The sequence below is a fragment of the Actinoalloteichus sp. AHMU CJ021 genome (genome assembly GCF_002895405.1).
GTDB lineage: Bacteria > Actinomycetota > Actinomycetes > Mycobacteriales > Pseudonocardiaceae > Actinoalloteichus_B > Actinoalloteichus_B caeruleus.
In genome coordinates this window covers 5,427,733-5,441,688 of sequence record NZ_CP025990.1, presented here as the reverse complement: position 1 = coordinate 5,441,688, position 13,956 = coordinate 5,427,733, and the positions used below count along the sequence as shown (strand labels likewise).

At 71.5% G+C, this 13,956-nt stretch carries 8 protein-coding genes; 3 read left to right on the top strand and 5 right to left on the bottom strand.

Annotated features, from left to right (window positions below; all coding sequences use genetic code 11):
* Genes cas7c through C1701_RS23030 form a run of 4 tightly spaced genes read right to left on the bottom strand, consistent with a single transcriptional unit; the run spans position 1 to position 5,644 of the window.
* The gene (gene cas7c / locus C1701_RS23045; protein WP_026420667.1) at positions 1 to 900 is read right to left on the bottom strand and encodes a type I-C CRISPR-associated protein Cas7/Csd2; all 900 of its coding nucleotides are present in this window, start codon (positions 898 to 900) and stop codon (positions 1 to 3) included.
* A gap of 57 nt (positions 901 to 957) precedes the next feature.
* Positions 958 to 2,733 (bottom strand): type I-C CRISPR-associated protein Cas8c/Csd1, encoded by a 1,776-nt coding sequence (gene cas8c, locus C1701_RS23040; RefSeq protein WP_103056583.1) that lies wholly within the window; start codon positions 2,731 to 2,733, stop codon positions 958 to 960.
* Positions 2,733 to 3,416 (bottom strand): type I-C CRISPR-associated protein Cas5c, encoded by a 684-nt coding sequence (cas5c, locus tag C1701_RS23035; RefSeq protein ID WP_245588981.1) that lies wholly within the window; start codon positions 3,414 to 3,416, stop codon positions 2,733 to 2,735. The genes cas8c and cas5c overlap by 1 nt, the downstream gene beginning before the upstream one ends.
* Positions 3,413 to 5,644 carry a CRISPR-associated helicase/endonuclease Cas3 gene (locus C1701_RS23030; protein WP_103056582.1) on the bottom strand — a complete coding sequence of 744 codons (2,232 nt, stop codon included), beginning with the start codon at positions 5,642 to 5,644 and terminating at the stop codon, positions 3,413 to 3,415. The genes cas5c and C1701_RS23030 overlap by 4 nt, the downstream gene beginning before the upstream one ends.
* 487 nt (positions 5,645 to 6,131) lie before the next feature.
* Between C1701_RS23030 and C1701_RS23025 the strand changes: the two genes are divergently transcribed.
* Positions 6,132 to 6,689, top strand: coding sequence for a TIGR03086 family metal-binding protein (locus C1701_RS23025; protein WP_026420671.1), 558 nt, complete (start codon positions 6,132 to 6,134; stop codon positions 6,687 to 6,689).
* Positions 6,690 to 6,767: 78 nt separating this feature from the next.
* Here the strand turns inward: C1701_RS23025 and C1701_RS23020 are convergent, their stop codons facing one another.
* Positions 6,768 to 7,754: a LacI family DNA-binding transcriptional regulator gene (locus tag C1701_RS23020; RefSeq protein ID WP_103057159.1), complete on the bottom strand. Its 987-nt coding sequence runs from the start codon at positions 7,752 to 7,754 to the stop codon at positions 6,768 to 6,770.
* Between the two features lie 469 nt (positions 7,755 to 8,223).
* Between C1701_RS23020 and C1701_RS23015 the strand changes: the two genes are divergently transcribed.
* Together C1701_RS23015 and C1701_RS23010 are read left to right on the top strand one after the other, a co-directional pair.
* Positions 8,224 to 11,214 carry a family 43 glycosylhydrolase gene (locus C1701_RS23015; RefSeq protein WP_337661892.1) on the top strand — a complete coding sequence of 997 codons (2,991 nt, stop codon included), beginning with the start codon at positions 8,224 to 8,226 and terminating at the stop codon, positions 11,212 to 11,214.
* 78 nt (positions 11,215 to 11,292) lie between these two features.
* Positions 11,293 to 13,836 carry an alpha-L-arabinofuranosidase C-terminal domain-containing protein gene (locus C1701_RS23010; RefSeq protein ID WP_103057157.1) on the top strand — a complete coding sequence of 848 codons (2,544 nt, stop codon included), beginning with the start codon at positions 11,293 to 11,295 and terminating at the stop codon, positions 13,834 to 13,836.
* Positions 13,837 to 13,956 lie beyond the last annotated feature (120 nt).

Here is a 13,956-nt window from a genome sequence, read left to right as displayed (position 1 = left end):
TCAGCCGAGCACCGTGGTCAGGGTGACACCGTCGGGCAGTGCCGCGGAGTCGACGCGCAGCTTGTAGTCGGTGAACGACCTCGGCGGGAGCGGGTTGTCCGGCTCGGTCCGCTCGGCCACCACGCGCTCGCACAGGGTGTGGGCGGGGGCGTTCCCGAAGGCGTCCTGGTGGCTGAACACGTGGAGACCTCGCGGGGCGAGCCGGCCGCGCGTCGCGGAGCGGTCGTGGTCGAACATCATCGTCATCGACCGGTACAGCAGCTCCAGGTCACGGCTGTCCACGCCGGTCTGCCTGCCCCGGGCCGCCGAGTAGTACAGCTCGGCGCGGTAGAGGCCGTAGGGGACGGTCCACTTGCCGCCCATCTCGGTGCTCTCCCCCTTGTCGATGTCCTCCTTCTTCGTCTGGGTGACGCGGGTGATCGCGTGGTCGACCGGGCTCACCGGGTCGGCGCTGCGCGCCATCGTCACCTGGAGCGGACCGTAGATCTGGCCGAGCCGCTTGGTGACCTTGCTGCCCGTGGAGAGCACCGCGCCGAAGAGGCGGATGTCGACGTAGCGGTTCGCCAGCCAGGCACGAGTGTTGGTGACCTGCTCGGTGCTGATCTTCTCCTCCTCGGCGCCGTTGGCGCTCGCGGCTTCCAGGAGCCTGGTGTTCAGGGCGTGGCCCGCCTCGACGAAGATCCCGTAGCGGGGGTCGCCGTCGCCAGCCAACGCCAGGGTGTTGCGGATCTTCCGCTTGAGCGCGACGTCGGTCACCAGGCCGTGCTGGGTGTCCAGGTCCAGGCGTGGCCGGTTGCCGGAGTCGGGGTCGCCGTTCGGGTTGCCGTCGGTGACGTCGAAGTAGAAGACGATGTCGTGCCGCACGGTGGGGTCGAGGTGTGCGGGTACGGCGTTGCTCATGGTTCTCCTGCCAGTGGGTTCGTCAGGTGGATCGGGGCCGGGTTGGGCTGGGAACGCTCAGGGGGTGTCGGGCTCGGCGTCGGGCCCGCCTTCCGCCTCCTTGTTCTTCTTCTCCAACGCGGCGAGCATCTCCTCGTCGTACCTGGCCTTCTGGTGGTAGTAGCCGAGGACGAAACAGCTCTGCTGGGCGGTGGTGAAGCGGGCGGGGAGCGCCACGGCCTCAAGCAGTGTGGTCATCCTGGCCAGCTCCCGGTCGAGGCGGACCGACAGGCCGCGTTTGGTCTTGTCGCGCCACAACTTCTTCAACCAGGGCTGCGCCTCCCGCACGCCGGTTGTTACCGCCTGGTCCGGCTTGCTCAGGGCGCCGGCGAAGTGGCGGTCGGCGAAGCTGGTGTTGACATCGCCCAACGCGGTGCGCTGGATGCGCTGGAGGAGGGTGAAGATCCGCCCGCACAGGTACGCGGGGTCGGTGTTGGTCTCGTCGAGACCGGGCATGACGTGGTCCTTTCCGTACTGGCGGACGAGGGAGAGGCGGAGCAGCGCCGCCCGGTAGGCGTCCACTCGTCCGTCGTTGGTGATGCGCGCCAGCAGGTGGTGGCGGAGTTCCGGGGGTGGTGGGGTGTTCCGCAACGCGGTCGCGACGAGCTGTCGGTGCAGCCGCTCGGGCCGGCGGGAGGACTTGCTGCCCATCTCGGCGTAGGCCTTGAGCTTGGGCTGCCACCGGCCAGTGGCCAGCACGAGCGTCCACAGCCGGAGGGGGCGGTCGTGGCCACGTGCCCGGACGATCTCGATGTCCTCGAACCAGGACCTGATGTTCCGTTCGAGTTCGGGCAGGGGCATCTCGACCCAGTCCCGCACCATGATGCGGGCGATGTTGCCGCTGACGGTGAGGGCGTGGAAGCGGGTCAGGTCCTTCCCCCCGTTGGCGACCGCCTTCCCCTCGTGTGGGGAGGTGAGGAGCCGGGAGACGGCGCTCGGGTCGGGTTGTTCAAGCTGGGCCATCCAGTCGGTCTCGGGTGGGCCGCTGTACCACCAGGCGAGTTTGCTGTCCTGTCGGGCGTAGCTGGAGGTGTGGTCGCTGGAGAGCACGGCCACCAGCCCGGTGGTCATGCTGTCGGCGCACACCATGCACAGCGGGGTGTGGGTGAGGCCGGTCGTCAGCTGGTAGCCGAAGACCCGTTCGTTGACGCTGACCAGGGCAGCGTCGTTGGAGGCGCCGGGGACGAGCTTCTTCGGCACCTTGCCGGGGACGGTGTCGACCAGCGGAGCGACGGTGCCGCAGGACAGGCACAGCCCGGTGGCGGCGCCACCGGCCTTGCGTCGGGCGACTTCGGTGGACCAGTACGGCACCACTGAGGGCGCCTCGGTGGCCGGGACACCGTCGACGACGAGCAATACGCCCTGCTTGGACGTCCAGCCCTCTGGTTCCGCGACCCCGTGCGGCCCGTTCTGCTGGTAGAAGGCGGCCACCGCCTGGGCGAGGGTGTCGTCCTGGGCCGCCGGGTCGGCGGCCCAGCGGGTGACCAGGTCGACGAAGGCCGCGTGGCAGCTCGCGGCCCGTTCGGGTTTCGTCTTCTCGTCGGCCCAGCCGAGCACGTACTGGATGTCGTCGGCCGCGAGGTTCGGGGAGATGCCCACGGTGCGGACGACGGCGGGGACCTGGCGGCTCACCCCCCGCCCCGGCCTCGTCGCCGCCGGGTCGGTGACCCGGGTGAGGAGAGGTGGGCGGCCGGCGGTGCTGATCTCCAGTTGCCAGTGCAGCTCCCGTTCCCGGTGGAACGGCTTGCTCGTCCCCTGGCGCTGGGCATGGTCGACCAGGCGTTTGACCAGCATCAGGCACCTCCGCCCACGCCGACCGGGGTGGCCCGGGGCACCGCCACCCCGGAGGGCGGGACGTTCATCCGTCCCCGTACGACCTCGGCGTGGAACCAGTGCGTCGTGGGGGGTTCGGTGGAGTGGTCGATGCTGTGGATCATGAGCCCGAGGTCCTCGGTGTAGGTCTCGACGGCGGGGGTGTCGTCGGGCAGGCCGAAGTAGGCGGAGAACTCGCGGGTGCCCAGATAGGGCTGGTGGAAGCAGGCGCCCCGCCGCACTCGGCGCCGGAACTGGTCGCGGTAGGCCTCCGCCCGGTGGGTGGCGTGCGGTCGGAGTTCGACCTGGGCGTGGATGCGGTAGGCGACGTCCTTCAGGCACAGCGCGAAGCGTTGGACCCGGTGGGCGGCGGTATCGACGCGGCGCTCACCCTTCGCGGCCTCCGCCAACGGCGGCAGGTCGCTGGTCTCGTTGCGGCGCTGGGTGAACTGCCGGACCGGGCGCAGCACCTCGATCGCCGTCACCCGCCAGTCGAACTCCGGTTTCCAGAAGATCGCCTCCAGCACGCCCACGGCCGCGCTGGGCGTCATCACCGGGTAGGTGACCCGTTCGACCTTGAGTTCGGGGCGGGTGAACAGGGCCGCGTCGCCCCACACCTGCACCACCACCGGGTCCCACTCCTCGCGCGGGGAACTCGGTTTCACCACACTTCCTCCTGAACGATGTCGGTCGTGTCGATGCCGTACGCCTCGTGGTAGTCGCCAGCCCATTCGTGCAGGTCGCCGACGACGGGACGGCAGATCGCTCGGATGTCGGGGCGGTTGAGCAACGCCCGGGGCAGTGGGACCACATAGGGTTGAACCCCGCGGAAGTCCCGCGGGGTCGGGTTCGTCGACGAGCGCAGGCGTTCCGCCAGGCGCGGTCCCTCTCCCTTGTGGTCCTTGTTCTTGCCGTGGAAGTCGACGACGACGGGGACGGTGTCCTCGTCGATCATGCGGAACGCGAGTTCCCGGTCCCTGGCCGTCCCAGCGCCGCCCGCGTCGAGAAGCGGGCCCTCGGCCACCGACTGGTAGTCGAACGCGGCCCGCCCGCGCTGCACGGCGTTCGCGCGGCGGTTGTCTGCCAGGTTCAGCGCCGAGTACACGCCCCGGTAGTAGCGGTCGAGCGCGTCCAGCCGGTCGGGGTCCTGGCCCGCCCAGAAGTGGACGCTGGTCTGTTCGGCGAGGGCCCGGTACTCGGCGCCGGGATAGCCGCCGTCCTCGGGGACGACGATGACGACCCGGCCGCCCTCCCGGCCCAGCACGCCCTCCCGGTTGGCGCGGCCGGCGGCCTGTTGGACGGCGTCGGCGCCGGCGAGCACGCGGTAGACGACCGGGAAGTCGATGTCGACGCCGGCCTCGATGAGCTGGGTGGAGACCAGGAGGATGGGCTCGTCGGCGTTCAGGCGGCGGTTGGCGTCGTGGAGCACCTGCTGCCGGTGGGCCCCGCACATCCGTGCCGACAGGTGCAGGACGTGTGGGGACGTCTCGTCGGGGTTGGCGTGCCGGTAGACGGTGCGGGCGTTGCCCGTGGTGTTGACGACCACGAGGCACTGCCGTTCGTCGAGGGCTGCCTCGGCGACCTCGGCCAGGGTGGGGCGGGGGTCGCACCACCACTCGTAGCGGACCCTGCGGAGGTCGTCGAAGAGCCGTGTGGGGTCGGGGACGATGTCGGTGACCGGGAAGTCCTTCCACACGGGCAACGATTGGAAGGCCGGTTGGGTGGCGGAACTGAGCACCACCGTGGTGCCGAACTCCTCGGCGAGGACCCGCAGCACGTCGAGGATCGGGGTGAGCAGGCTCAGCGGGAGGGCCTGGACCTCGTCGAGGACGATGACCGAGTTCGCCAGGCGGTGGAGTTTGCGGGACCGCTCGGGTTTGCGGCCGAACAGCGAGTCGAACAGCTGGACGGTGGTGGTCACGATGAAGTCGGCGTCCCAGTTCTCCGCCGCCGGCCGGTACCAGCGGGGCGCGGTGTCCAGGTCCACCGAGGAGTGGTGTTCGAGCACCACATCGGCGCCGAGCAGCTCCCGGTATTGGCCCGCGTTCTGCTCGGTGATCGTGGTGAACGGGACGGCGACGATGACCCGCGACTTGCCGTGCAGGGCGGCGTGCCGCAGGGCGAAGGCCCCGGCGGCCATCGTCTTGGCCGACCCGGTGGGCGCGGCCATCCTGAACAGGCCGCCCGGCCGCTCGGCGGCGCGCACCGCGTCCTGGTAGACCTGTTCGCGGGCCGCGTCGACGACCGGATCGGCGCGTTTCCCGCTCGCGGCGCGCTTCGCGAGGACGTTCACCCGTTCCTGGTCGTACCGTTTCCAGAGCTGTTCCATGTCGGGGGCGGGCCGGACCGTGGGCTCGGTCCCCGCCCTGTGCGCGCCGGTGTCGAGTCGGTCGGCGTCGACGAGCGCGGAGAACACCAGGCGAATGCCGACCTCGGCGGTGGACTGGCAACGGCGCCAGTTTTCGGGAATGAGGTTGCCGCCGGAGAGGAAGTCCTTGGCTTCGGGTACCGCGTCGAGGAAACGACGCAGGGTTTCCGAGTCCTCGGCGGGTAAGTCGGGCAGGTCGGACAGGTCCGATGGCCGCGTGAGGCCTCCGTGGTGGCCGAGCACCGCGAGGGCGGCGACGTGGGCGGGGCCGCGCAGGGCCACCGCGCCGAACTCCTTGTGCGGGACCCCGGTCCGGCGGTCCTGCCCCTCCACCGCCAGCAGGGCTTTCTGCCAGGAGCAGCTGGCCTTCCCCGCGTCGTGGAAGAGCCCCAGGGCGCGGGCCAGCGGCGCGGCGCCGAAGGGCTCGGCGAAGCGTGCCGCGAGCTCACCGGTTGAGATCAGGTGGTCTCGCAGGGTGTGCCGTTCGCCCTTGTCGTTGCGACTGTGCGCCCATAGTTGATTCATCACGAATTTCCTGTCGGGGCAGCTCTCGTTGAGGTCGGCGCGACTTTAGAGTTCGCGCCCGACAGAAAAGACATCCGCTGCGATATTTTCACCTGAACAGAGCAAGGCAGGACAGACCATCGGCACTACCTCGCACCTGGTCGGTGATTCGCCGCCCACTCTTTCGCACTAGTATCTTGATCACACAACGAGCGATTCTTCATCAGCCATTCACCCGGATCGCACCATGTTTATCCGGTGGGGTGAAGTTCTCCCGACGCGAAGCCGACCCGCCTTCGCGGGTGGCGGCAGGGAACGCCGCGTGGGGTTGACGCGATCCGCGCCACGGGATGCGGGCTGGCCGCCGCCCGGCCACTGGCCCCACCGGCCCGCCCGGTTCAACGGTGGCGCGACCCTCCCGCTCCACAGGACCACTGCCCGGCAGGGCCCCCAGCACCGTGGTGGCCGTGGGTGATCAGCCTCGTGGTGCGGCAGGGAGAATCGCCGCATGAGCAACGACAACACCACCGGGGGCCTGTACCGGCGACTCGCCGCCACCTTCACCGAGCGGGTTCGTGCCGTGCCGGCGAGCGGCTGGGAGTCGCAGTCGCCGTGCGTCGGATGGACGGCGCGGGACGTGCTCGCGCACGTGGTGGACACGCAGAACTCGGTGCTGCGCAAGGTGGGCATCCAGGTCCCGGCCGGGCCCACCGTGGAGACCGCGCCGCTCGGCGCCTGGGAGCACACGCGGGACGCGGTGCAGGACGTGCTGGACGACCCGATGCGGGCCAACCGCGCCCATGACACGCCGTTCGGACGGAGCACCCTGGCGGCGACGATCGGGGCGTTCTACTGCTTTGACCTGGTGGTGCACGCCTGGGACATCGCGAAGGCCACCGGGGGGAACACCACGATCCCTCCGGAGAACCTGGAGATGGTGGCCGGTTTCATGGAGCGGATGGGCGACACCCTCTACTCGGAGGGGGTGTGCCAGCCGCCGGTGCCGGTGGTGGGCGAGGTGAACGAGCAGACCCGCATCCTGGCGCTCCTCGGCCGGACCGCCTGAGCCGGGCGCGGGGCGAATTGACAGGCCCAGCCGCCCCGGCGCGGGTCGACTCAGCCCTCCCCGGCCCGCCGCCAGCGGCTACCCGGGTGGTGCGGTGACGCTGTCCCGCCGGACGAGGGCCGGTTCCCGCGTCCGGCGCGCCACGCTGACCTCTCCGTCCTCGATCTGGGCCAGGAGGAGCCCGAGCGCGTCCCCGGCGACCGCGTCGAAGTCGGGGCGGACGGTGGTCAGCGGCGGGGTGAAGTAGGCGGCCTCCGGGACGTCGTCGAAGCCGACGATGCTGACGTCGGTGGGCACCCGGCGGCCGCGTTCGTGCATCGCGCGGAGGACGCCGAGCGCGAGGTGGTCGTTGGCGGCGAAGACGGCCGTCACCTCGGGCATCCGGGCGAGCGCCTGGCCGGCGTGGTAGCCGGCTGCGGCGCTCCAGTCGGCGGCCACCACGGGCGGCACCTCCGCGCCGCTCCGTTCCAGGGCACGCCGCCAGCCCTCGACGCGGCCGGCGCTGTCGAACCAGTCCGGTGGGCCGGAGACGTGCCAGACGGTGCGGTGTCCGATGTCGAGCAGGTGGCGGGTGGCCTGGTGGGCGCCGGACACCTGGTCGACGGTGACGAGGGCGGTGGCCCGGTCGGGGTCGCCGTCGACGGTGACCAGGGGCACGTCGGTGGGGATGGCGGCCAGCGCCTCGCTGGCGGAGAGGGTGGGGGCGATGACGACGATGCCCGCCACCTGGTCGTCGCGGAGGCGGTCCACGGCGTCGAGGATGTTCGCGCGGTCCAGCGCCCTGACCCGGCGGACCCGCACGGCGAACCCGGCGGTGTCGGAGGCGAGTTCCAGCGCGGCGAGCAGCGAGGCCGGGCCGTAGAGGGTGCTGTGCTGCGCGACCACGCCGATGACCTGCGACCGGCCGGTGGCCAGCGCTCGGGCGGCGCGGTTGGGGCGGTAGCCGAGTTCGTCGATGGCGGCGCGGACGCGGAGCCGGGTCTGCTCGCGGACGTGGGGGTGTCCGTTGAGGACACGGGAGACGGTCTGGTGGGAGACGCCGGCGAGTCGGGCCACGTCGGTCATCGCGGGGTGCCGCGCCGGTCGTCCGCGCACGGGCGTGTCGTCCACTGGCAGCCTCGTCTCCGCTCGGAGCGCCACGTGATCATGCTAGCCCCGCGTGGCCGGTTCCGGCCGTGGCCCGGAGGGCTGACGCCGGGTGCGCGAACGGGTGGGGGTGGCGCCGCGCGGCCGGGGTGGGGCGGCGCTGCCCTGGGCTGCGGGCTGGCGTCGGTGCATGTGTCGCGGGTGGACGGTGTGGAGGTGGCGGGGCGGTGCCCGTCCTCGCGCCGGGCTGGCTCGGGCGTCGTGGCGAGCACGTCCGTCAGGGCGAGGTGCCGGATGACGAGGTCCACGGCCGCCCGCTCGTCGCCGCCTGGGTGGCCTCTTGACCACAGGACGTCGCACTCCGTAACGTCCTCGTCACCGACTCTGTGTTAGCGCTCACATCCGTTGGTTCAGCCGCTCGCCGGGACTCGACACGAACGGGACAACGATGCCCCACGGACGACGCCCCCGCCCCGCCCGCCACCGACTCGCCGCACTGGTCGCCGCCGCCCTCACCCCGGCGCTGGTCGCGGCCTCCCTCTGGTCCGAAACCGCGACGGCGACGCCGCACCCGGCTCCCCCCGAGCCGGAAGCCGCGGCCGAGCCCTACGCCGGCTACCTCTTCGCCTACTTCACCGGCGAGGGCCGGCCCGACGGTGAGCAGGTGTACTTGGCGCTCAGCCGGGGGAACGACCCGCTGCGCTGGGACGAACTCAACGACGGACAGCCCGTGCTGAGCTCCACGCTCGGCGACGAGGGGGTCCGGGACCCGTTCCTGATCCGCTCCCCCGAGGGCGACCGCTTCTACCTGATCGCCACCGACCTGCGCATCCACGGCAACGGGGACTGGGACGGCGCGCAGCGGCACGGCAGCCGCTCCATCATGGTGTGGGAGTCCACGGACCTGGTGAGCTGGTCCGAGCAGCGGTCGGTCGAGGTGTCGCCGCCCAACGCCGGCAACACCTGGGCCCCGAAGGCGCACTGGAGCGAGGAGCTGGACGCCTACGTGGTGTTCTGGGCGTCCAAGCTGTACGCCGAGGACGACCCGGACCACACCGGGACGAGCCACAACCGGATGATGTACGCCACGACCCGGGACTTCGTCTCCTTCAGCGAGGCCCAGGTGTGGCACGACCCGGGCCACTCGGTCATCGACTCGGCCGTCATCGAGCACGAGGGCGTCTACCACCGGTTCACCAAGGACGAGCGCGACCCCGACTCCTCGTCGCCGTGCGCCAAGTTCCTGGTGGCCGAGCGGTCGACGGAACTGACCTCCACCTCGTGGGACTTCGTCGCCGACTGCGTCGGCCGGGCCAGCGAGGACTCCCCCGGCGTCGAGCGCGGCGAGGGGCCGGCGGTGTTCCGGGCGAACTCCGGGGACCGCTGGCACCTGTTCATCGACGAGTTCGGCGGCCGGGGGTACGTGCCCTTCGAGACCACGGACCTCGACTCCGGGCGCTGGACCATGTCCAGCGACTACCGCCTCCCGCCGGGCGCCCGGCACGGTTCGGTCATCCCCCTCACCCAGGCCGAGCACGACCGGCTCGCCGGCGGACCGGTGCCGCCCGTCGAGGCGGACGAGTCCGGGCTGGTGGCGCACTGGCCGTTGGACGGTGCCGCCGGTGAACCCGAGGCCGGGTCGCGGGCGGTCGACGTCTCCGGGCACGGCTACCACGGGACGCTTCACGGCGACGTGCGGTGGGTCGGGGACGCGCTGGAGTTCGGGGGCACCGACGGCCACGTCGCACTGCCCGACCACCTGCTGTCCGGGCTGGACGCGGTGACCGTGAGCGCCGACGTGTGGGTCGACCCGGCGCAGCCGACGCCCTACTTCCTCTACGGCTTCGGCAACACGGACCGGGCCGGGGTGGGCGACGGCTACCTCTTCGCCACCGGAGGCACCGAGGACAGCGGGCTACGCGCGGCGCTGGCCACCGGGGACTGGTCCACGGAGCAGCAGGTGGCGGCGGAGCGCGGTCTGCCCCGGGGCGGTTGGCGGCACCTGACGCACACGGTGGACGGCGGCACGGCCGTCCTCTACCTCGACGGGGTGGAGGTCGCCAGGAACGAGGGGATCACCATCCGCCCCGGTGACATCGGCGGCGGACGCACCACGGCCAACTACCTGGGGCGCTCGCAGTACTCCGCCGACCACCACCTCACCGGTCGGCTGCGGGACGTGCGGTTGCACAACCGCGCCCTGAGCCCGGAGGAGGTCGCCGGGTTGTCCCGCAACGGCACCGTGATCCGGGGGGTGGATCTGCCGGAGTTGGCGGTGCCGGCGGTGATCGACCCGGTGGGTGCCACGGTGACGCTGCCGGTGGAGCCGGGGACCCGGCGCCAGTGGCTGTCGCCGGTCCTCGAGCTGGCTCCGGGGGCGCGCGTCTCCCCGGACGGGCGGCGTCGGGTGGACCTGCGGGAACCGCTGACCTACACCGTGACCTCGCCCTCGGGGGCGAGCCGGGACTGGACGGTGGTGGCCCGGGAACTGCGGACCCCGGTGCTGCCCGGCTACCACGCCGATCCCGACATCGCGGTGTTCGGCGACACCTACTACCTGTACCCGACCACGGACGGCTTCCCGGGGTGGGGTTCCACGACGTTCAGCGTGTTCTCCTCGAAGGACCTGGTGAACTGGACCGACCACGGCGTGATCCTCGACCTGGGGACCGACGTGCCCTGGGCCGACCGCAACGCGTGGGCGCCGACGATCACCGAACGCGACGGCCGCTACTACTTCTACTTCACGGCCGCGCAGCAGGTCGGGGTCGCCGTCGCGGACTCCCCGCTGGGCCCGTTCGAGGACGTGGGGGCTCCGCTGGTGTCGGCGAACCCGGGTGGGGTGGGCCAGGCCATCGATCCGGCTGCCTTCGTCGACGAGGACGGGCAGGCCTACCTGTACTGGGGCAACGGCGCGCCGTTCGTGGTGCCGTTGAACGAGGACATGGTGTCCTTCGACCCCTCCTCGGTGCGCCGGCTGTCGGGCCTGGACGAGTTCCGGGAGGGGCTGTTCGTGGTGCGGCGGGGGGACACCTACCACCTGACCTACTCCATCGACGACACCCGCAGCCCGGACTACCGGGTGGGGTACGCGACGGCGGACAGCCCACTGGGGCCGTTCACCAGCCACGGCGTGATCCTGAGCGGGGACCCGGCGCAGGGGATCCTCGGGACGGGGCACAACTCGGTGCTGCGGGTCCCCGGTACCGACGACTGGTACATCGCCTACCACCGGTTCGCGGTTCCCGACGGCGACGGCACGCACCGGGAGACGACGCTGGACCGGCTCACCTTCGGCGCGGACGGCCTGGCTGAGCCGGTGGTCCCGACGCTGGAGGGGGTGGCGCCGCACCCCGTTCCGGTGCCGTCGGTGGCCACCCCGCTCGACCTCCCTGGTTGCGCCGGGACGCCGGGGCGCTGCGCGCCGGACGACGACTGAGCCCTCCCCGTGCCCACCGGTCCGTGCGCGGACCGGCGGTGCGGGCTGCCCTCCTCCTCCAACCCCTTGGGAGCACGCATGGCACGAGCACGCCGACATCTACCCCTGGCGCTGTGCGCCGCCGTCGCGGCGGCCACGGTGATCACGGTTCCCCTCGACGCCGAGGCCCAGGACGCGACCGACTACACGTTGCGGGTGGATCCGCGCGGGGACGGCCCGGAGATCGCCGACCACATGTACGGGATCTTCTACGAGGACATCAACCGGGCCGCCGACGGCGGGTTGTACGCGGAGCTGGTCCAGAACCGCTCCTTCGAGTACGACCCGGTGGACCACCCCTCCTACACGGGGCTGACCGCGTGGACCCCGGTCTCCCTGGCCGGCGGTGCCGGCACCGCCGAGGTGGTGGACGACGAGCACCGGATGAACGAACGCAACCGCCGCCACCTGCGGCTGGAGCTGGCCGGCGCCGGCGGGGCGGACGCGGCCTTCGGGGTCACCAACTCCGGGTACAACACGGGCATCGCGGTCCGCGAGGACGCCGGCTACGACTTCTCGGTGTGGGCGCGCACCGACGCGCCGGGCGGCACCCCGCTGACCGTCCGCCTCACCGACGCCGGTGGTGCCGCGCTGGCCGAGCCGCTGCGGCTGGAGGTCGCCGGCGATGAGTGGACCCGGTACACGGGCACGGTGACGGCGGAGGCCGACAGCACCACGGGACGGTTGACCGTGGCCGGTGGCGGGGCGGGCACCCTGCGGCTGGACATGGTGTCGCTCTTCCCGCAGGACACCTTCATGCACCGGCCCAACGGCCTGCGCCGCGACCTCGCGGAGAAGATCGCCGACCTGGAACCCGGTTTCCTGCGGTTCCCCGGCGGGTGCCTGGTGAACACCGGCAGCCACTACGGGTACGAGGGACCCGACTACCCCAGGGCCCGCTCCTACCAGTGGAAGGACACCGTGGGCCCGGTGGAGGAACGCGCCACCAACAAGAACTTCTGGGGCTACAACCAGTCCTACGGGCTCGGCTACTTCGAGTACTTCCAGTTCGCCGAGGACATCGGGGCGACCCCGCTGCCGGTGGTGCCGGCGCTGGTCACCGGCTGCGGGCAGAACCAGGCGACCGACGACCCCGAACTGCTGGCCCGGCACATCCAGGACACCCTCGACCTCGTCGAGTTCGCCAACGGACCCGCCGACTCCGAGTGGGGGTCGCTGCGCGCGGAGATGGGGCACCCGGAGCCGTTCGGGATGACCCACCTCGCCGTGGGCAACGAGGAGAACCTGCCGGAGGAGTTCTTCGAACGTTTCGTCCAGTTCCGGGACGCGATCGAGGCGGAGTACCCGGAGATCGTGGTGGTCGGCAACTCCGGCCCCAGTTCGGCCGGCGCGACCTTCGACCGGTTGTGGGAGCTCAACCGCGAGGCCGGTGTGGAGATGGTCGACGAGCACTACTACAACAGCCCGACGTGGTTCCTGGAGAACAACGACCGCTACGACTCCTACGACCGGCAGGGCCCGGAGGTGTTCCTCGGCGAGTACGCCTCGCAGGACAACCGGTTCCGCAACTCGCTGGCCGAGGCGGCGTTCATGACCGGGTTGGAACGCAACGCCGACATCGTGCGGATGGCCTCCTACGCGCCGCTGCTGGCCAACGTGGACTACGTGCAGTGGAGCCCGGACCTGATCTGGTTCGACAACCACCGGTCGTGGGGGTCGACCAGTTACGAGACGCAGAAGCTGTTCATGACCAACGTGGGTGACCGGGTGGTGCCCAGCGAGGCCAGCGGCACCCCGGTGCTCACCGAACCGATCACCGGGGCGGTGGGGCTGTCGACCTGGGCCACCAGCGCCGCCTACGACGACGTCCGGGTGACCTCCGCCGACGGGGAGGTGCTGTTCGCCGACGACTTCTCGGCCGGGGACGGCCACTGGAGCCACCCGGACGGCCGGGGCGAGTGGGCCGTCGAGGACGGCGCCTACGTGCAGCGCGACACCTCGGCGGAGGACACCCTGGTGGTGGCCGGTGACCCGGAGTGGCGCGACTACGACCTGGAGGTGACCGCCACCAAGCTCGGCGGTCAGGAGGGGTTCCTCATCGCGTTCGGCGTGCGGGACACCGGCAACCACTACTGGTGGAACCTGGGCGGGTGGAACAACACCACCTCGGCGGTGGAGCGGTCCGTGGACGGCGGCAAGTCGACGATGGTGGAGCGGCCGACGCGGATCGAGACCGGGCGGGAGTACGAGGCCCGGGTGGAGGTGCGGGGCCGGGAGGTGTCCCTGTTCCTCGACGGCGAGCTCTGGGGGTCCTTCACCGACGACCAGGTCGCCGAACCGTTCCGGCAGGTCGTCACCTACGACGAGCAGGCCGGTGAGCTGATCGTGAAGGTGGTGAACGCGCAGGCCTCGGCCGCGCGCACCGAGATCGACCTCGGCGGTGCCCCGGTGGGTCGGACGGCGAGGGTCACGACGCTGCGGGGTGATCCGGACGCGGTGAACACGGCGGAGGAGCAGCCGATCCGGCCCGAGGAGTCGGTGGTGCGCGGGGTGGGCCCGGAGTTCACGCACACCTTCCCGCCGCACTCGATCACGTTCCTGCGGATCCGGGCGAGGATCTGAACCGTCGCTGGTCCGCGCGGGTCCCGGTCCGGCTGGCGCTCCGCTGGCGTCAGCCGGGCCGGGTCCGAAAGCCGTCGGTGTGCCGGCGGCGTGGTGCGCGGTCATGGTGGGGGCGTCCGC